Raw genomic sequence first — 17,181 nt, 5'->3', positions numbered from 1 at the left:
ATTGCCGCGCCCGGCTGGTCCTCCACCTGCCGAACACGTCGTCTACGAGGCCGCGCGCCGAGGCTGCCTGCCCGGTATCTCCAGATGTACCGCTTCTCCCCGCACCGACCAGTCCGGCGGGCGAAGAATACGGCCTTCTGCACGCACTGTGCCATCTTCTTCGAAGACGACCCGGCCATAATCCGGATCGGCGACGATCAATGCGCCCTCATCGTCTCGCCGCGCCGATAGCGTGGCGAAACGCGCCTGCATTTCGTCAAGGCTTCCCTCGCGTCCGATATCGGAGAGACGGACGATCCAGCGGCCTTTGCGTCCGGCCAGTCGCAGCTCGACATCCGTCGTCGGGCCTTGCTTTACCGGCTTCAGTGCGCCGTTGCCGATCAGCATCGCAATCCCATTGCCGGAGCGGGCGAGCGCCAGATTGCCGTCAACCACCGTGTCGTCGAAAGCCTCGATCGGGAACCAGGCATGAGTGAAATCCGGTTGGCCCTCGTGGATTTCGAAATCGAGGATCGCCAGATCGCGATACTGGTGCACCCGCGGCAGCGTTCCGCAGCCGCCCCAGAAGCTCGGTCGGCCGTAGCCGAACTGGATGGTTTCGCCGGGATGGTTGATCCAGATCTGCGCTTCCGGCCGGTCGCCCAAGCGCAGATGCAGCACCGTCTCCTGGTAGCCCCAGGCGCCGGGACGATAATGAGCGATGGTACCGAGCGCGGTGTCACGGGTCTTATAGTGGTAGAGGGCGGCGAAACGGTTCTCACCCTGGGAAAAGGTCCATTCCTGCGCCTCGTCCGACTGGTGCGCCGCAATCGCCGCAAGCGCTTCGGGAAAACGCAGGCCGTGATCGCGAATGCAGACGGCAAGCTGTGGCAAAGCGTGGACACGCCGGCCGTACCAGCCGCGGCCCCAGAGCAGCCGGGCTATGGCGGAGAGTTCGACCGAGCGGCCGGGGCGCAACGTATGTTCGTAGGAGCGGCCCTGGCTGCCGGTCAGCATGCCGTGATGGGCTGAGCGGGCGACGATCTCCATCAGGCGGACGATGCTGGCACTCGCCCGGTTGCGGATCGTCTCATCCGGCGCGCAGGCGGCGAGCGCCGTCAGCCCCTTGAGATCGATCGGGAAATAGGGAACGGAATTCCACTCGGCCATTTCCCAGCGCTCGAAGTGATCGAGCCAGGCGCGGACACGCTCTTCGCCGACCTGCATCTGCTGGGCGCCGCTGCGGCCGGAACGGACGAAGACGGCTTCCGGGAAAAGCCTGCCGCCGAGATAGGCAGCGGTATGGAAGAGAAGCGCGTGGTTTTCCGAGAAATACCACTGAACGTCATTGCCTGGCTCATCCATCCAGTAGCGGTATTTGAGGACGGCGTGTTCGATCCTGTCGCGCAGCGCAGGTGACAGCAGATCGCTCCAGCGCGTATAGGCAAAGAGCAGCGGCACCAGCACGAAATCGGCGCAGTCGTGACAATCCTCGATGACCGGGAGCATCGCCGAGATCATCGCCTCGGTTTCCTCGCCGCCCTGCCCCAGCGCAAGGCGTGCAAAAGCGCAGACCGTGTCGGGCTCGGAATGGGCGGCAACCTCGGCCAGCGCCTCGGCGACGCGGTTCTCAAGGGCGGCGGGTGCCTCCCCCTGGCGCTCAGGATGACAGATCTCGACACCGAGCGTGCGACCGAGCGAAAGCTCGCCTGTTTTGAACGTGATGCGGAAATGGCGGAAATCGGCGGGCATATCCGCCGAGGTTCCGAGCGCCAGTTTCGTTGCTCCCGCTTCCAGCTCGAAATCATAATCGAAGCGCTCGATCGACATGAAGTCGCCTTCGATCTCGACATGGCAGGTCAGCGCCACCGGCAGCGGCGCGGGAAAAAGGATCGTCACATCTTCGCCGAGGTAGGCGGTGCGGTCGAAGCGCATTCCTTCGAGGATCGCCTCCAGCGCATCCGCATCACCGGCGGCGATGGGAACGGGCACGGCAGTTTCAACTTCCGGTCCTTCGACATAATCCAGCTGGAAATAGAAGCGGGCATCGCGCTCGGCGAGATCGTCGAAATAGACGCGGATCTCGTTCAGGCCGGCCGTGAGTTCGACCTTGAAGTCTTGCTGAGCTTCGAGATTGCGCTGGTAAGGCGCCATGAAGCCCTGCTCGCGGCCGTTGACGAAGAGGATCGCGCCGCCGCAGGTCGACAGCCGAAGCGTCGCACGCCCCGCCACGCGGGCATCGAGGAATGTGCGCGCCCAGCAGCCGATGCGTGTCGGGCGAAACCAGAAGCCGGAAAGATCGACACGTGGGGAAGCAAAGGGGAGCCACCAGCGGACAGCCTCGAATTCGGCAGCCGGTTGCGGCCGCCGGCCGGAGAAGGATTTTTTGAATTCGGTGCGGCAGGGATATTCATGCGGAATGAAGTTCTTCGTCTTGGTGACGAAGAAAAACGGATCCATGCTGCCTTCCATCGGACGGTCGGCGACGTCGTAGCGCTGCTGCCACAGGTTGGCGAGCTGCCAGTAGACGATCGGGCTGGCCTTGGCCGTCGCACGGCGGAGATGGGATTGCTGCTCAGCGGTCATGCTTCAGCCCGCCCTAGAACAGCTAGAGCATGATGTCGTCCGAAAACCGCTCACACTTTTCGGCATCATGCTCGATCCTTGAGACGCCGGACAAAACGCCGACGCATGGATTGGCCCTCAAGCCGCATCTTCAAAGCCTCCCTGCTCTGCCGCTTGCCGCGGACTCCTCAGGGAACGATTGTGCACAGGCAATCCATTTGCGCAATCTGAAAGATTTTTGCATAGTAGCGGGTGCGAGGAGACGACATGGCGGCGGAAGAGAAAAAAGGCAGGCGCACGCGCCTCGACGACATTGCCGCCCGATGCGGCGTCTCGATCAGCACGGTGTCGCGTGCGCTGGCCGGCGAAAAGGGCGTCAGGCCGGAGATTCGCAAGCTGGTGCTGGAAACGGCAAGTGCGGTCAGCTACGCCCTGCCGGCAAGCGTCGCCGGCAAGAAGGTCATGCTCGTCGCCTCCGGCGCAGCGATGATCGACTATGTCCGCAACCAGTTTACGGTCTACGTGCTCGAAGGATTGAATGCGCGCGCCGCCGCCCTCGGCATAGAACTGGCGATGCGCCCGGTTGCCGATAAGGGGGATGAAGCCCGCGTCGTCGCCGAGATGCGTGATGATCCGAGCTTTGGCGGCATGCTCATCCTGACCGTCGACGAAGAGGAGATGCTGGCGGCGGCGGCTGATCTCGGAAAGCCCGTCGTGCTGGTCAACAGCGACGATCCCTATATGCGGCTTTCGAGCGTTACGCCCTGCAACCGCTCGGCCGCCTTCATCGCCGCCGAGCGGCTGATCAAAGCCGGGCATGAACGCATCCTGTTCATGCTGAGGCCGGGTCGGCGAACGATCGAGCGGCGCCTCGAGGGCTGGCGCGATGCCCTGCAGCATCATGGGCTGACGGCCGATGCCGATCTGGTCCTCGAGGTCGACGACTGGCTGCCGGAGCTCGGCGCCGAGGCGATCACCCGTCTTGTCCGCGAGAAAGGCCTCTCCTTCACCGCCATCCTGACGGCGGGCGACAGTCTTGCCAATGGCGCGGTGCGCGGATTGCAGGCGATGGGTTATGCCGTGCCGCAGGACATCTCGGTGATGGGCATAGACGACCTGCCGCAGTCGGCCTTTCTCAATCCGCCGCTGTCGACAGTGCATATTCCGATGCGCGAACTGGGCGCCACCGCGCTCGATCTGCTGCGCGACATGATGCTCGGCCTTGCGACGCCAAGACGGCGGGTCGAGCTTGCCTGCCATCTCGTCGAAAGGGGCAGCGTCGCGGCGGTCAGGCATGTGTCTGCCGTTACGGAAGGCCGCTGACAATCCCGCGCCACGGTCAATGCTGTCCGAATCGTTGAAGCCTGCCCCTCATCCGGCTGCCGCCACCTTCTCCCCGCTCGCGGGGCGAAGGGACCCCGCCGCGCCGTCTCCGTTCCCCTTCCTCCACCTCTCGTGTGGCACGTCCCCTCGCCCCGTTTTTACGGGGAGAGGGTTAGGGTGAGGGGCAGCTATCCACGCAAACCGGACAGCAGCGGGCACAAGGCCGAGGGATATCAAGCCTCGATAAAACTCGCTTCGAACAGTTCACGCGCATAGGCATCATGGGTGATACCGGCCTGCAGATCCTCCCTGGTGAGATCATCGACGAAGCAACCATTCTTCATGATCAGCACCCGGTCGCACATATGGGCGATGACCGCGAGGTCGTGGCTGACGAGCAGATAGGTCAGGCCCTTTTCCTCGCGCTGATCGGCCAGCAGGTTGAGGATCTCAGCCTGGATCGAGACGTCGAGCGCCGATGTCGGCTCATCGAGCAACAGGATGGGCGGCGACAGGATCAGAGCGCGGGCGATGGCCACCCTTTGCCGCTGGCCGCCGGAAAGCTCATGCGGAAAACGGTTTGCGAAGCTCGCCGGCAAACCCACCTGGATCAATGCCTTTTCGACCTTCAACCAGATATCGGAATGGCGCATGGCGCGCAGCGGTTCCGCCAAGGCGGTGCCGATCCGATGGCGCGGATGCAGGGATCCGTAAGGGTCCTGAAACACCATCTGGGCGAATTTCAGCTCCTCGCGGGAGCGCCTCTTGCCGATCGGTTTGCCGCCAAGCTCGATGTGACCGGTCCAACCGGCCTCCATGCCGGCAAGGCAACGCAGCACCGTCGATTTGCCGCATCCGGATTCACCGACAATGCCGAGCGTCTCCCCCTGGCCGACCTGAAAACTGATGCCCCTGACGACATGGTTGCTTGATTTACCGGAGGCAAAGACGACATCGAGGTCACGCACATTTATCATTGTGCCGTCTCCAGATCGAGTTTCGTCCTGTCGAGAACCGCAAGCCGGCGAACCGGATTCCTGGGGTCGGGTAGCGCAGCGATCAGCCCGCGGGTATAGGGATGGCGAGCCTCATCGAGGCTGGTCAGGGTCTCGACGATCCGGCCGGCATACATGACGATGATGCGCTCGCAAAAGGCTGCCACCATGCGAATGTCATGGCTGATCAACAGCAGTCCGGAATTGTTCTCGCGCACCAGCTCATCGAGCAGCAGGAGCACATCCTTGCGAACGCTGACATCAAGTGCCGAGGTCGGCTCGTCGGCGATAACCAGCTTCGGCCGCGCCAGCAGCATCATCGCGATCATCACGCGCTGACCCATGCCACCCGATATCTGGTGCGGATAAAGCGCCATGACCCGCTCCGGATCGCTGATGCGCACGCGCTCCAGCATGGCGCGGGCAGCCTCATGCGCCTGTTTCTTATGAAGACCGAGATGAAGGCGTGCGGCTTCGGCGATCTGCTTGCCGATCGACAGCACCGGATTCAGCGAATAGCGCGGATCCTGCATGATCAGCGCGATGTCCTTGCCGCGCAGCGCGCCCATCTGACGTTCGGTCTTCGACAGCAACGAACTGCCGGCGAGATCCAGACGCTCGGCCGAGACCACCGCGGCCGGCGGCAGAAGACGCATGATGGCGCGGCCGGTCGTCGATTTGCCGGAGCCGGATTCTCCGACGATCCCGACACGTTCGCGCCCGACGTCGAAAGTCACGTTGGAGACGGCGGGCACGGCGCCTCGGCCGAAACGGACGCTCAATCCTTCGACGGAAAGAACGGGCTGCAGATCACGATCTTGCATGGCGAGGATCCAGAATGTCGCGCAGAGCATCTCCGGCGATGTTGAAGGCAAGGCTGGTGAGGAGGATGGCGATACCCGGCATCACGGCAACCCACCAATAATCGAGCATGAACTTGCGGCCGCTGGAGATCATCGCGCCCCATTCCGGCGCCGGCGGCTGGGCGCCAAGCCCGAGAAAGCCAAGGGAAGCCGCCGTCAGGATGATGCCCGCCATGTTGAGCGTCAGCCGAACGATGACCGATGGGACGCACATCGGCGCGATGTAGAGGAGAAGAATGCGCATCGGCGAGGCGCCATAAAGGCGGGCGGCGACCACATAGTCGGCGTTCCTGACGACAAGGGCCTCGGCGCGCGCGAGTCTCGCGATCGGCGGCCATGCGGTCAGCGAGATCGCGATGATTGCCGTGGTCAATCCGGCGCCGAGCGCCGCAGCAAAGGCGAGCGCCAGGATCAGCGACGGGAAAGAGAGAACGACGTCGGTGGCGCGCATCAGCAGCGCATCGGTGCGCCCTCCGAAGAAGCCGGCAACGACGCCGATCAACAGGCCGATCGGCCCGACGATCAGGGAGACCGAAAATACGGTCTGGATGGTGATGCGCGTGCCAAAGATCAGGCGGCTCAAGATGTCGCGGCCGAATTCGTCCGTACCTGCCAAGTGCGCGAGGCTCGGCGGCTGCAAGGCGTCGCCAAGCGACTGCACGACCGGATCATAAGGCGCCAGAAGCGGCGCGAAGATCGCGATCACGCAGAGCAGACCAAGGATGACGAACCCCGCAAGACCGAGCGGCTCGTCGGCCAATTTGCCGCCGGCGCGCGCAAGCGACGCCGCCATGCGGCTCGACACACTTGGAGGGCGGATCCGAATCTCGCTGCGGAGTGCGTCGCTCATCGGGCCGTCTCCCTCATGCGCGGATCAAAGACGGCATAGGCGACGTCGGCCAGAAAGTTCAACAACATGAAAATGAATCCCACAATGATGGTGCCGGCGACGATGGCGTTCATGTCGCCGATCATCAGCGCGTTCGTCATGTACTGGCCAATGCCCGGCCAGGAGAAGACGATCTCGGTGACCACAGCGCCTTCGAGCAGCCCGCCATAGGAAATGGCCAGGATGGTGATCAGCTGCACCGCAATGTTCGGCAGGACATGGCGCAAGATCGTGCCGGTTGGGCTGACACCCTTGGCGCGGGCGGCGATGACATAATCCTGGCTCAACTGCTCCAGGGTGAAACTGCGCGTCATGCGGGTGATGTAGGCCATCGCCGCATAGGCGAGGATGACGGCAGGAAGGATGATATGGCCGAGCGCATTCCAGAAGATTTCCGTCTCGCCCTGCAGCAGGCTGTCGATCAACAACAGCCCGGTTTGCGGCGTGACGAGGCCTTCGTAAAAGACATCGATCCTGCCCGGCCCGCCGACCCAGTTAAGGCCGGCATAGAAGATGACGAGCCCGACGATACCGAACCAGAAAACCGGGATCGAATGACCGACGAGCGCCACTACCCGGGCGGTCTTGTCGATCAGGCTGTCGCGAAACAGCGCCGCGACCAGGCCGAGCGGAACGCCGACGAAGGTCGAAATGATCACCGCCAACGTCGCGAGTTCGAATGTCGCCGGAAAGGCTTGAGCGAGGTCTGCAGAGACCGGATTGCCCGTCAAGACGGCCGTGCCGAAATCACCATGCGCCAGCCCGTTCAGATAGAGGAAAAACTGCTGGTAGATCGGCAGATCGAGCCCCAGGCGCGCCCGCATCGCCGCATAGGCGGCGGGATCGGCGAGCTCGCCGACAATCGCGCCGACCGGATCGGTGGGGAGAATGCGGCCGATCACGAAGGTCACACACAAGAGAATGAACAGGCTGACCAGCAAATGCGCCAGGCGTCGGCCAAATTCGGCTACGGAGAGTTCCTTCATGATCGGCTGCCTTGGCGTATTACTGAGTTTCGACCTTCGTGACGTTCTCGAGACGCGTCAATTGCGAGGGATGCCCGACATATCCCTGAACCTTACCGGACAGGACGATCGGCTCGAAGCGCTCGAAGAGCGGAAGCACCGCCGGCTTCTGTTCGACGAACATCTTCTGCATCTGAACATAGAGTTCACCACGCTTCTTGGCGTCCGGCTCCATCGATGCTTTGGCCGTCAGGGCCGTGAGTTCCGGAATGTCCCAAGCCGAACGCCAGACGAAATTGCCGGCATTGTTGGCTTCCTTCGAGTTGTCGGGATTGGAGGAAAACTGCTCCATCGACCCAAGCACGTTCGGCATATAGGCGCCGGTCTGCGGGATCAGCAGGTCGAAATCCCTGGCGCGATGGGCGGCGATGATTTCCGAGCCGTTGCCCTGCTGGATGTCGATCTTGATGCCGACCTGGGCAAGCGATGCCTGGATGGCGGTGGCAAGATCGATGCGCGGTGTTTGCGCAATGGTCTTCAGCGACAGCGAGAAGCCGTCCTTGAAGCCCGCCTCGCTCAGCAGCTGCTTGGACTTTTCGACGTCGAGCTGCCAATCGGGGTTGGGGATCGCATATTCGAAATTCTCGGGAACGGGAACATTTCTCACCCGACCGTAGGGGCCCATAATGGTCTTTTCGATGCCCTTATAGTCGATGCCGTAGGCAATGGCTTCGCGGACCTTCGGGTTGGAGAGGTATTTGTTGCCGGCATTCATCGACAGCACGTAGAAACCGCCCGTCGGAATACGTTGGATGGCAAAGCCCTGCTTGTCCTGGAAGGTCGCGAGATCGGATGCGCTGAGCGCGCTGGCGATATCGATATCGCCGCGTTCGAGCATCAGCCGCTCGACCTGGCTTTCAGGCACATGCCGAACGATGACGCGGCGCATCTTCGGCGCGCCGGCCATATAGTCCTTGTTTGCGTCAAGGATCACGAGTTCGTTCGGAGACCAGCGATTGAGAGTGAACGGACCGGAGCCGGCCGAATGCGTTCTCATCCAGGCGTTTCCGTAGTCATTATCGACGGCGTGGCTTTCGACCTCGACGCTGTCGACCACGCTGGTGGTCGTCGTCGCCAGCCGGTAGAGCAGAAGCTCTGCCGTCACCTGGTCGGAGAGATCGATGCGCACCGTCTGGTCGTCGACGGCCTTGACGAGCTTTTCGACATTGTCCTTGTCGTAACCGACGCGCTTGAGGTTGGCGGCGGCGGCCTGGTCCATCTTCAGGAGCCGCGCCAATGAATAGACGACATCCTTCGAGGTGACCGGATTGCCGGAGGCGAAATTGGCCTTGTGCAGCGTAAAGGTGATGCCCTTGTCATCGATCTTCCAGCTTTCCGCCAGCTGCGGAAGGATCTTGCCGTCGGCCGTGCTGGCGACCAGCCGATCGTAAAGATTCGACATGATCTCGACCGCCTTGCCTTCTGTCGCCTGGTGCGGATCCAGCGACAGAACCTGCGCCAGCGATGTGCCGACCACCAGCTGATCCTGCGGCGTGGCGGCCTGCGAGAGCGGTGCAGCGATCGTCAGGGCACCGATGACGGCGCCGACGAACAAGCCCCTAGAAAAATGCTTCATTGTCAGTCCTCCCTAGACTACTATAAAAGACATATGATGTCGGCCGTATGTCGTATTATGATTTATCGAAGTCTGATATGATTTGCAAGACCCGAGCGGCAGACTGACGAAAAGGGATTGGGGAGCGGACAATGACGACACTCGGCGGTGGCCGGCAAAGACTGGCGCAGCAGGTCATCGATCAGCTGCGGGGGCAAATCGAAACGGGGAAGCTGCGCGTCGGCGATCAACTGCCGACCGAGCCGCAGCTTGAAGCGACATTCGGCGTCAGCCGCACCGTGGTGCGGGAGGCGATTGCCGATCTCAGGTCGGCGGGCTTCGTCAAGCCGATCCAGGGCAAAGGGGTCTTTGTCGCAGATCCGAAGGCGCATTCGGTCCTGTCGCTGACGCCGGTGGAAATCAAAAGCATTCCGGAAACCCTGGAATTGCTGGAGTTCCGCATGGCGGCCGAGGGTGAAGCAGCGGCAATTGCCGCCTATCGCCGCACTGCCGAGCAGGAGGCGGCGATTCGCGAAGCCAACCGCAGAATGGCGAATCTCATCGAAACCGGGCAGCAAACCGTGGAGGCGGATTACGCCTTTCACATGGCGATTGCCGCCGCCACGAACAACCGATTCTATGTTGATGTTCTGCGCCATTTCGGCCCCAGAGCCATCCCCCGCGGCCAGTTTCCGACGCTGCCGGAAGCCAATGACCGTGACTATCTTCAGAAGGTTTATGCCGAACATGTCGAAATCCTCTCGGCAATCGCCGACCAGGATCCGGAGCGGGCGCGACAGGCAATGCGGGCGCATATGCTGGCCAGCCAACGCCGCTACCGCATGCTCGCCGAGCAGCAATAGGGCTCGACACTCTTCGAAATTCATATTATGTCATATGACGTTGTGTAATTTCGAAAGAGACTCAAATGTATCTGGGAACGCAGGTCGCAGCGCGGGATGACGATGATTATCGTATTTTCGCGCAACTGGGCGTGAAGCATATCAATGCCGACCCGCCGGGAAAGCCGAGCAGCTGGACGCTCTCCGATCTCGAGCGCCATCGCGACAAGGTCGAAAGTTTCGGCCTGATCCTCGACATGATCCAGTTGCCGCTGCCCTCGCAGCCGATCGAAAAAGCTTCCTATCCTGATATCCTGCTTGCCGGGCCCGATCGCGACAGGCAGATTGACGCCGTCTGCAAGCTGATCGAGAACGTCGCGGCAGCCGGCATTCCAGCGGTGAAGTACAATCTCAACCTGATCGGCATTCCCCGCACGCCGGATGAACCGGGACGCGGCGGATCGCTGAATGCGAGCTTCCGCTGGGACAAGACGGACCAGCAGGCCGAGCCCGGTCTTGCCGGCGTGCTTTCCGAGGACGAAAACTGGGAGCGGATCGACTATTTCCTGGAACGCGTCGTTCCTGTCGCTGCAAGCAACCGCGTCCGGCTCGCCTGCCATCCGCACGATCCCTATACGCCGCCCGGCTATCGCGGCGTGACGCGGGTGCTGGGTACGGTGGAAGGCCTGAAGAAGTTCGTGCTGATGCGCGAGAACCCGTATCACGGCCTCAATTTCTGCCAGGGCTCGATCGGCGAGATGCTCGAAAATCCCAGCAAGGAAATCGACGATGTCATTCGCTGGTTCGGCCAGCGCGACAAGATCTTCAATGTGCACTTCCGCAATATTCGCGGCGGCAAGCTGTCCTTCATGGAGACCTTCCCTGAAGAAGGCGACATGGACATGGTCCGCTCGGCCAGGATCTACAAGGAAGTCGGGTTCAAATACATGCTGATGCCCGACCATGTTCCGACCGTCAGCGGCAAGGATCCGTCCGCGACCGCATTTGCCTTTTGTTACGGCTATATCGCAGCACTTCTGCAAGTGCTCGAAAGCGAGTGAGCCCAGTTTTCAACACGTCAAGAACAGGACTTCATGATGAACCCGATTGAATTGAAGAAGGCCGTCGGTAGTGGTCTCCTCTCGTTTCCGGTTACGCATTTCGACGAGCACCTCAAGTTCGACGAAGCCAAGTACCGCCGCCATGTCGAGTGGCTTTCCGGTTATGACGCTGCTGCACTCTTTGCAGCCGGCGGCACCGGTGAATTTTTCTCCCTCAACCCGTCAGAGATCCCGCAGGTTATCCGGGCCGCCAAGGCGTCGGCCGGCAAGACGCCGATCATTTCGGGAACCGGCTACGGCACGTCGCTCGCCATCGAGATCGCAGTCGCGGCCGAAAAGGCCGGCGCGGACGGGCTGCTGCTGCTGCCGCCCTATCTGATGTTTGCCGAACAGGCGGGCCTCGTCGCCCACGTCAAGGCAGTCTGCCAATCGGTTGGCATCGGCGTCATCGTCTATAACCGCGACAACGCCATCCTGACCGCCGACAGCATCGCACGTCTGTCGGACGAATGCCCGAACCTGATCGGCTTCAAGGACGGCGTCGGCGATGTCGACAAGGTGATCGAGATCACCACTCTGCTCGGCGACCGTCTCGTCTATGTCGGCGGCATGCCGACCCACGAGGTTTATGCCCAGGCCTATTTCGCCGCAGGCGTGACCACCTATTCATCGGCCGTCTTCAACTTCGTGCCTGCCCTCGCCCAGCGCTTCTACGGCGCCTTGCGCACCGGCGATCAGGCAACCGTTGATGAGATCTTGAAGAGCTTCTTCTTCCCCTTCGTCGCCTTGCGCAACCGCAAGAAGGGATATGCCGTCTCCATCATCAAGGCCGGCCTTCGCGTCCTCGGGCAAAACCCTGGGCCTGTGCGCCCGCCTCTGACGGATCTTACCCAGGAAGAGCTGGCGCTACTGGAAAAGATCGTCCAGGCCAACGGCGTTACACGGATCGCAGCGGAATAATACAGCGTGGCAGTAGGCCGCCGGGGTGGCGCGGCCGGCGGTTGTCCGGTTCGCACCAACAACGGAGATCGGCGCGGCTTGGATAGACGACCGTTATGGGCCGAGAGCGGCGCGTCTGTTGCGCTGTCGCCTTACGCGAAATCAACGAGCTGGTCCGGACCCGCCTACTACGCAGACGGAGAAGACCCTGGCGCTGTGGCGTTTCATCTAAGGGCGGTGATGGCTGGATGGGTTTGCCGATCGTAAAGCGCCAACTCCTCGGCGGTTGGCGGCTCGAACAGCTTCGACCACCTAAGCAGGTCCGCCCGCGAGATGTCGAACGTGCCGACTGGAAGCTCGGCGTTTCGCTGGGAGACCCGGTCCCAAAGCTCATCAAAGGGAACGTCGAGGAAGCAGAGGACGACGCGGGCACCAGCTGCGCGAGCTTCCTCCCGGCAGGTGTCGCGTTCTGCCCGTGACCACACTCCCCAATCCACGACAACGTTACACTGAAGCCTGATGGCACGCAGAGCGATCTGCCATTGCAGGCTCTCGACTCTACCACGGCACGGACCAGTTTCGGCTTCCGGCGTAGAGATGCCGGGGTAAAGCTTGTGCATCCAGTCGTCTCCGGTCAAACGGAGGGCAGATGCTTCATGTTCGATTATCTTGGCGAGCGACGTCTTCCCCGAACCGGGAAGACCGCAAGTGAGGTAGAGCGTGGGCATTGGAAAATCTCTGATTTGGCTTGGCAAGTGGAAGTGGCCCCGCGGTGTCGTGCAGGACTGTGCTTCGCTCAAGGCCGCAAGGCGCGGCCAGTCAGAGGTGTGTTGCCATAGTCTATCTTGTAGGACCGCTATGCGCGGGGGTCAAGACGGAGCGGGGGCCGGGCCGGAAACTGACGGGCTGCGTCGAGGCACGAATTAGCTAAAGAGCAGACCTTCAGGCACCCCTGCGTGCATCATCTTGAAAATAAGCTGTTGCTGTCGTTGGTTTCCGGCACGACGGCTTTTCGGAACAGCGGCAACGGACAGCGCCGCACTGGCAACCGCCGCACTGGCAACCGCCGGAATAGGACTCAGCCATCACGCACCCTCGCCGTCCAAGAGGTGGTATCGTGATCGGGGTGCTGGTTGCTGCTCTCCTTGATCGCCGCGGCCCAGTCGGCGCCGTTGTTTTCGGTCGCACCGGTATTTTCTATGCCCGTGATCGTATCGAACCATGCCACCATGTTCTCGGTGCAGGTATTGGCAAGCGGCGAGAAGGCGTGCGGATCGTCGAGCGAACCGATCATCAGGTTGGTGCGACCGTTTTCGAGGTGGTGGAAGAACAATGGCGTGCCGCAATTGGCGCAGAAGCCGCGCTCGACAAGCTCCGAGCTCTTCCAGACGCTCGGCTTGCCGCGTGTCCAGGTGAGCGCATCATCGGGCGCGGCGACGAGCGCGGCAAAGATGTTGCCCGAGGCTTTCTGGCACATGCGGCAATGGCAGAGATGCGAATTGTCAAACATAGCGGTTGCGTGGTAGCGCACGGCACCGCACTGGCAGCCGCCGCTCACCTCCATCTCGATGCGTTTCATTTTTTCTCCTCCTTCAAGAGGCGGATTTGGGCCTAATCTCTTTTAGGTTTTGGTCTTTTGATCGTCCAGCTTCCCGGAGCGGGTCCGCAGCCGTGAAGTTCCGGCCGTTTTAAACCTCGAATAATTTCGACATCGGCGGCCTCCTTCGGACTTGCCTTGCTAGATCACCATTTCGCGCAAATCGCGGATAATTCCGCCGGGGCCGGCCTCGGCTGCAGCGTCTACGCCAATCTTCGTTAGCCAGCACCACATGCTGACCCGGTGGAAAAGAGTGTAGAGCCGAAGCGCCCTTTCGGTGTCCGGGTGATCGACCGAGCCGTAACCTTCCAAAATTGGCTGGTAGCTGCGCGGGTCTTCATGTGCAGAGCAGAAAAGGGCCTTGGCCAAATCAAAGAGCTTATCGGCAGCGCGTGCGTTTCCAAAATCGACAAGCCCGCTCAATTCAAGTCCGCCAGCCTTGCCACGCACCGCCAACACGTTGCCTTGATGAAGATCGTCGTGGGCGAGAACCGCACCGTCGCTTGCGTCGAAAATATCGAAGCTGCCCTCGGCAAATTGTTGCAGACGACTTGCCAACTCGGGATCGTCGCCAAGGTCGCGAAACCGCCGAAACACATCGTCGAACGCCGCGATCATATAATCTGCGTTCGTGGGTATCGGTTTGTCGATGCCCTGGCCATGCACGTAGCCATAAGCAGGCATCGGCACCGCATGAATGCGCCTCAGAAGCTCCCCCATCTGGCGATAGACCTTTTTGATATCAGGCTCGGCCATCCAGTGACGAAGCGAGCGGCCGGGCAGATGAGTCAACAAGGAATAGCGTAATGGCAGAAGGGACCGTGATTCATCGACGCGCAGCCACGTAGGAACCGGCAGCGTCAAATCCTTGAGCCAGCCCGCTACGAGCGCCTCCTTCGAGGGTCCCCACTCGGGCTCGTCCGGATAAATCTTGAGAACCAGCGACCCGTAATCGGAATTCGCAAGATCAATCCTGTAGACCTCAGTGCTGCCGCCCTCCAGCCGGGAGAAACCGCTGACGGTAAGATCGGGCTCAATGTGCTGGATGAGCCGCGAAATCGTTTCAGCGTCCAGTTCTAAAGTCATCCTTCGTCTCGGTGCCATAGCATGCGACCCTGTTGTCGCGCTTTCGCCTAACGGGATAAGCTCTCTGCATCTCACTATAATCACGGCAATTGCGCAATCCTGACGAGGAACTCCGACGTCTGGGGGATAGCGCGTCGTCAAACAAGAACGGTCTCCAACATGCGGCGATTGCGGAGTATCCAGGCCGCACTCTTTGTTCTCCATGTTATTGCCCAGAGTGGCTCAGAGTCCTTACTTTCCGCGGTGACGCTGGATTCGATTGCCTGTGCGGCTGCATCCAGCACTGCGAATTCGATCAACTGGTCGATGAACCCGCTTCGAGCATTCCGTGCCAGGCCATATCCGTCGAGCAGCATGCGGACTTGTCGTGCCCTCGCTGTTGCCGAACCGAGGCCCACCTTTTCCGCGATGTCATCATCATAGAGCTGAGCGTTCAACCAGCATGCCTGCACCAGTTCGATATCCCGGCGCACTGGACCGGCAACTTCCCAATCAATCAAAGCAATCGGCTGGCCTGCATGGGATATGATGTTCCAAGGTCCAGTGTCGCAGTGACCAATGACCAGTGGACCACGACCGACGGCGCGACCAAACCATGGTCGCCAAACGGCATCCTTCGGAATTGAAAATGAACTGGTGGCGTCGTGCAGTCGTCTGAGCATATCCCCCAACCGGGGAAGTGCGTCGTCGGCCCAAGGCCCGGGATGAAGAATTTCACCCTCGATGAATGATAAAGTTTCGCGTCCTTGCTCGTCGAAACCTCGGCCTATCACACGCGGTGCTTCAGAAAAACCGGAGCGCTCAAGATGCTGCAGAAGACTGATGACCGTATGGGACCATGGACCTGATGCGCGAAAGACCACGCTGCCGCGTCGCGAAACTCGGGTACGCCCGCCGCCGTCCAATGAAGTCTCTTCTTCCATACGGAACGTATACCTTAGGGAGCGCCTAACGCCGAAATCGCCGGATCATTCAAGCAATTTCGGCCGCCACAATTCATGCTAACGATCTCGAACCACTCCAGGCGATCGTCACTGATGCATGCATTGAGCTGAAGATTTTCGGAGTTATGCCGCAAATACCACCAATGGCAGTTTATGGTCTAGGGAGTAGTGGCCCGGGTCTTGCCGCCGGAACGCGTGAATAGCTGCCCCTCACGCTAACCTTACCGGGGTCGAGCCACAGATCTCGACCCGTCCTCCGGACCCCCGTAAAAACGGGTAGAGGGGACGTGTCCTGCGAGACGTGGGTGAGAAACGGAGAGGGCCGCGGCGTGTCCCTTCGCCCCGTTTACGGGGAGAAGGTGCCGGCAGGCGGATGAGGGGCTGGATTCGGCGATCTCCTAGACCGAGGATCGCATGCCCCATTCTTGCGTCTACAGCGCCACGCCGGTGCCGCGGTCGAAGACGTGCACCTGATCGCTGGTGATACTCGCCTCGAAGACGGCGCCGTAACGGGCGGGATATTCGCCGTCGACGATGGCGGTCACCTGCTGGCCGGCGAGATCGAAGACGACATGCGTCTGGGCGCCTGTCGGTTCCACCAGCATCGTCCGGCCGGCGAGCGGCGTGCCGGCGGCGACACCGGGAACGAGATGTTCGGGGCGCAGGCCGATGGTGACGGCCTGGCCGGCCTTGACCTTGCGGTCGGGCGCGATGCGGATTGCCGTGCCGTCGCCGAGGCGGGCGGCGGGCTCACCATTTTCGCCGTCGACCGTGCCTTCGAGCATGTTCATCGCCGGTGATCCGATGAAGGCGGCGACAAAGAGATTGGCGGGTTTTCTGTAGAGTTCGAGCGGCGTCCCCTCTTGCTCCACCCTGCCCTGATTGAGCACGACGATGCGGTCGGCAAGCGTCATCGCTTCGATCTGGTCATGGGTGACATAGATCGAGGTCGTCCTGACCTTCTGATGCAGCGTCTTGATTTCCGAGCGCATCTGCACGCGGAGTTTGGCATCGAGGTTGGAGAGCGGCTCGTCGAACAGGAAGACGGCGGGATTGCGCACGACAGCGCGCCCCATGGCGACGCGCTGGCGCTGGCCGCCGGAAAGTTGGGCCGGCTTGCGGTCGAGCAGGTTGGCGAGATCCAGCATGCGGGCGGCTTCGGCCACCCGGGCCTCGATCTGCGGTTTGGCAACGCCGGCGAGCTTCAGATTGAAGCCCATGTTCTCAGCGACCGTCATGTGCGGATAGAGCGCGTAGGATTGGAAGACCATGGCGATGTTGCGTTCGCGCGGCGTCATGGCGTTGACGACCTTGCCGCCGATGGCGATCTCGCCGTCGGTGATCTCCTCGAGGCCGGCGATCATTCTGAGCAGCGTCGATTTTCCGCAACCGGACGGCCCGACGAGGGCGACGAATTCGCCATCCTCAATGTGAAGCGAGATGCCGTGGATGACATCGACGGCGCCATAGGTCTTGCTGATATCGGTGAGTTCAACGGATGCCATGATTGTACTCCAA

General features: G+C 61.3%; 15 protein-coding genes. 4 read left to right on the top strand and 11 right to left on the bottom strand.

Features of this window, described 5'->3' with window-relative positions:
- Positions 1 to 42: 42 nt before the first annotated feature.
- Positions 43 to 2,565 carry a hypothetical protein gene (locus V8P77_RS07430; protein WP_335911439.1) on the bottom strand — a complete coding sequence of 841 codons (2,523 nt, stop codon included), beginning with the start codon at positions 2,563 to 2,565 and terminating at the stop codon, positions 43 to 45.
- 246 nt (positions 2,566 to 2,811) lie between these two features.
- Between V8P77_RS07430 and V8P77_RS07425 the strand changes: the two genes are divergently transcribed.
- Positions 2,812 to 3,867 carry a LacI family DNA-binding transcriptional regulator gene (locus V8P77_RS07425; protein WP_335911438.1) on the top strand — a complete coding sequence of 352 codons (1,056 nt, stop codon included), beginning with the start codon at positions 2,812 to 2,814 and terminating at the stop codon, positions 3,865 to 3,867.
- A 233-nt stretch (positions 3,868 to 4,100) separates the two neighbouring features.
- Here V8P77_RS07425 and V8P77_RS07420 read toward each other — a convergent pair whose 3' ends face one another.
- Genes V8P77_RS07420 through V8P77_RS07400 form a run of 5 tightly spaced genes read right to left on the bottom strand, consistent with a single transcriptional unit; the run spans position 4,101 to position 9,215 of the window.
- Positions 4,101 to 4,844: an ABC transporter ATP-binding protein gene (locus tag V8P77_RS07420; protein WP_335911437.1), complete on the bottom strand. Its 744-nt coding sequence runs from the start codon at positions 4,842 to 4,844 to the stop codon at positions 4,101 to 4,103.
- The gene (locus V8P77_RS07415; RefSeq protein ID WP_335911436.1) at positions 4,841 to 5,686 is read right to left on the bottom strand and encodes an ABC transporter ATP-binding protein; all 846 of its coding nucleotides are present in this window, start codon (positions 5,684 to 5,686) and stop codon (positions 4,841 to 4,843) included. The genes V8P77_RS07420 and V8P77_RS07415 overlap by 4 nt, the downstream gene beginning before the upstream one ends.
- Entirely contained in the window at positions 5,673 to 6,575 is a 903-nt protein-coding gene (locus tag V8P77_RS07410; RefSeq protein WP_335911435.1) for an ABC transporter permease, read from the bottom strand. Before V8P77_RS07410 ends, V8P77_RS07415 begins: the two co-directional genes overlap by 14 nt.
- Positions 6,572 to 7,600, bottom strand: coding sequence for an ABC transporter permease (locus tag V8P77_RS07405; protein ID WP_335911434.1), 1,029 nt, complete (start codon positions 7,598 to 7,600; stop codon positions 6,572 to 6,574). The genes V8P77_RS07410 and V8P77_RS07405 overlap by 4 nt, the downstream gene beginning before the upstream one ends.
- A gap of 19 nt (positions 7,601 to 7,619) precedes the next feature.
- On the bottom strand, positions 7,620 to 9,215 hold the full coding sequence (locus V8P77_RS07400) for an ABC transporter substrate-binding protein (protein ID WP_335911433.1): 1,596 nt from the start codon (positions 9,213 to 9,215) through the stop codon (positions 7,620 to 7,622).
- A 131-nt stretch (positions 9,216 to 9,346) separates the two neighbouring features.
- Between V8P77_RS07400 and V8P77_RS07395 the strand changes: the two genes are divergently transcribed.
- The 3 genes from V8P77_RS07395 to kdgD all read left to right on the top strand — a co-directional run bounded on the left by V8P77_RS07395 (position 9,347) and on the right by kdgD (position 12,057).
- Positions 9,347 to 10,057, top strand: a complete 711-nt coding sequence (locus tag V8P77_RS07395; protein WP_335911432.1) for a FadR/GntR family transcriptional regulator — start codon at positions 9,347 to 9,349, stop codon at positions 10,055 to 10,057.
- Between the two features lie 65 nt (positions 10,058 to 10,122).
- Entirely contained in the window at positions 10,123 to 11,097 is a 975-nt protein-coding gene (locus tag V8P77_RS07390) for a mannonate dehydratase (RefSeq protein ID WP_335911431.1), read from the top strand.
- Positions 11,098 to 11,130: 33 nt separating this feature from the next.
- Positions 11,131 to 12,057: a 5-dehydro-4-deoxyglucarate dehydratase gene (gene kdgD / locus V8P77_RS07385; protein ID WP_335911430.1), complete on the top strand. Its 927-nt coding sequence runs from the start codon at positions 11,131 to 11,133 to the stop codon at positions 12,055 to 12,057.
- 203 nt (positions 12,058 to 12,260) lie between these two features.
- Here kdgD and V8P77_RS07380 read toward each other — a convergent pair whose 3' ends face one another.
- The 5 genes from V8P77_RS07380 to V8P77_RS07360 all read right to left on the bottom strand — a co-directional run bounded on the left by V8P77_RS07380 (position 12,261) and on the right by V8P77_RS07360 (position 17,168).
- Positions 12,261 to 12,764 carry a P-loop nucleotide/nucleoside kinase family protein gene (locus V8P77_RS07380; RefSeq protein WP_335911429.1) on the bottom strand — a complete coding sequence of 168 codons (504 nt, stop codon included), beginning with the start codon at positions 12,762 to 12,764 and terminating at the stop codon, positions 12,261 to 12,263.
- Positions 12,765 to 13,114: 350 nt separating this feature from the next.
- Complete coding sequence (locus V8P77_RS07375; protein WP_335911428.1) at positions 13,115 to 13,615, bottom strand: GFA family protein; 501 nt, start codon at positions 13,613 to 13,615, stop codon at positions 13,115 to 13,117.
- A 159-nt stretch (positions 13,616 to 13,774) separates the two neighbouring features.
- A complete protein-coding gene (locus tag V8P77_RS07370; RefSeq protein WP_335911427.1) occupies positions 13,775 to 14,719 on the bottom strand; it encodes a phosphotransferase family protein in 945 nt (314 codons plus the stop codon).
- Between the two features lie 137 nt (positions 14,720 to 14,856).
- On the bottom strand, positions 14,857 to 15,642 hold the full coding sequence (locus V8P77_RS07365) for a protein kinase family protein (RefSeq protein WP_335911426.1): 786 nt from the start codon (positions 15,640 to 15,642) through the stop codon (positions 14,857 to 14,859).
- 452 nt (positions 15,643 to 16,094) lie between these two features.
- Positions 16,095 to 17,168, bottom strand: a complete 1,074-nt coding sequence (locus V8P77_RS07360) for an ABC transporter ATP-binding protein (RefSeq protein ID WP_264395583.1) — start codon at positions 17,166 to 17,168, stop codon at positions 16,095 to 16,097.
- Positions 17,169 to 17,181 lie beyond the last annotated feature (13 nt).

It is taken from the genome of Rhizobium aouanii, from assembly GCF_037002925.1.
Taxonomy (GTDB): Bacteria; Pseudomonadota; Alphaproteobacteria; order Rhizobiales; family Rhizobiaceae; genus Rhizobium; species Rhizobium aouanii.
This window is presented reverse-complemented; position numbering and strand designations above follow the sequence as displayed.

Coding starts and splice junctions, on each gene's coding strand:
- V8P77_RS07430 (WP_335911439.1), bottom strand. CDS start 2,565: ATGACCGCTGAGCAGCAATCCCATCTCCGCCGTGCGACGGCCAAGGCC.
- V8P77_RS07425 (WP_335911438.1), top strand. CDS start 2,812: ATGGCGGCGGAAGAGAAAAAAGGCAGGCGCACGCGCCTCGACGACATT.
- V8P77_RS07420 (WP_335911437.1), bottom strand. CDS start 4,844: ATGATAAATGTGCGTGACCTCGATGTCGTCTTTGCCTCCGGTAAATCA.
- V8P77_RS07415 (WP_335911436.1), bottom strand. CDS start 5,686: ATGCAAGATCGTGATCTGCAGCCCGTTCTTTCCGTCGAAGGATTGAGC.
- V8P77_RS07410 (WP_335911435.1), bottom strand. CDS start 6,575: ATGAGCGACGCACTCCGCAGCGAGATTCGGATCCGCCCTCCAAGTGTG.
- V8P77_RS07405 (WP_335911434.1), bottom strand. CDS start 7,600: ATGAAGGAACTCTCCGTAGCCGAATTTGGCCGACGCCTGGCGCATTTG.
- V8P77_RS07400 (WP_335911433.1), bottom strand. CDS start 9,215: ATGAAGCATTTTTCTAGGGGCTTGTTCGTCGGCGCCGTCATCGGTGCC.
- V8P77_RS07395 (WP_335911432.1), top strand. CDS start 9,347: ATGACGACACTCGGCGGTGGCCGGCAAAGACTGGCGCAGCAGGTCATC.
- V8P77_RS07390 (WP_335911431.1), top strand. CDS start 10,123: ATGTATCTGGGAACGCAGGTCGCAGCGCGGGATGACGATGATTATCGT.
- kdgD (WP_335911430.1), top strand. CDS start 11,131: ATGATGAACCCGATTGAATTGAAGAAGGCCGTCGGTAGTGGTCTCCTC.
- V8P77_RS07380 (WP_335911429.1), bottom strand. CDS start 12,764: ATGCCCACGCTCTACCTCACTTGCGGTCTTCCCGGTTCGGGGAAGACG.
- V8P77_RS07375 (WP_335911428.1), bottom strand. CDS start 13,615: ATGAAACGCATCGAGATGGAGGTGAGCGGCGGCTGCCAGTGCGGTGCC.
- V8P77_RS07370 (WP_335911427.1), bottom strand. CDS start 14,719: ATGACTTTAGAACTGGACGCTGAAACGATTTCGCGGCTCATCCAGCAC.
- V8P77_RS07365 (WP_335911426.1), bottom strand. CDS start 15,642: ATGGAAGAAGAGACTTCATTGGACGGCGGCGGGCGTACCCGAGTTTCG.
- V8P77_RS07360 (WP_264395583.1), bottom strand. CDS start 17,168: ATGGCATCCGTTGAACTCACCGATATCAGCAAGACCTATGGCGCCGTC.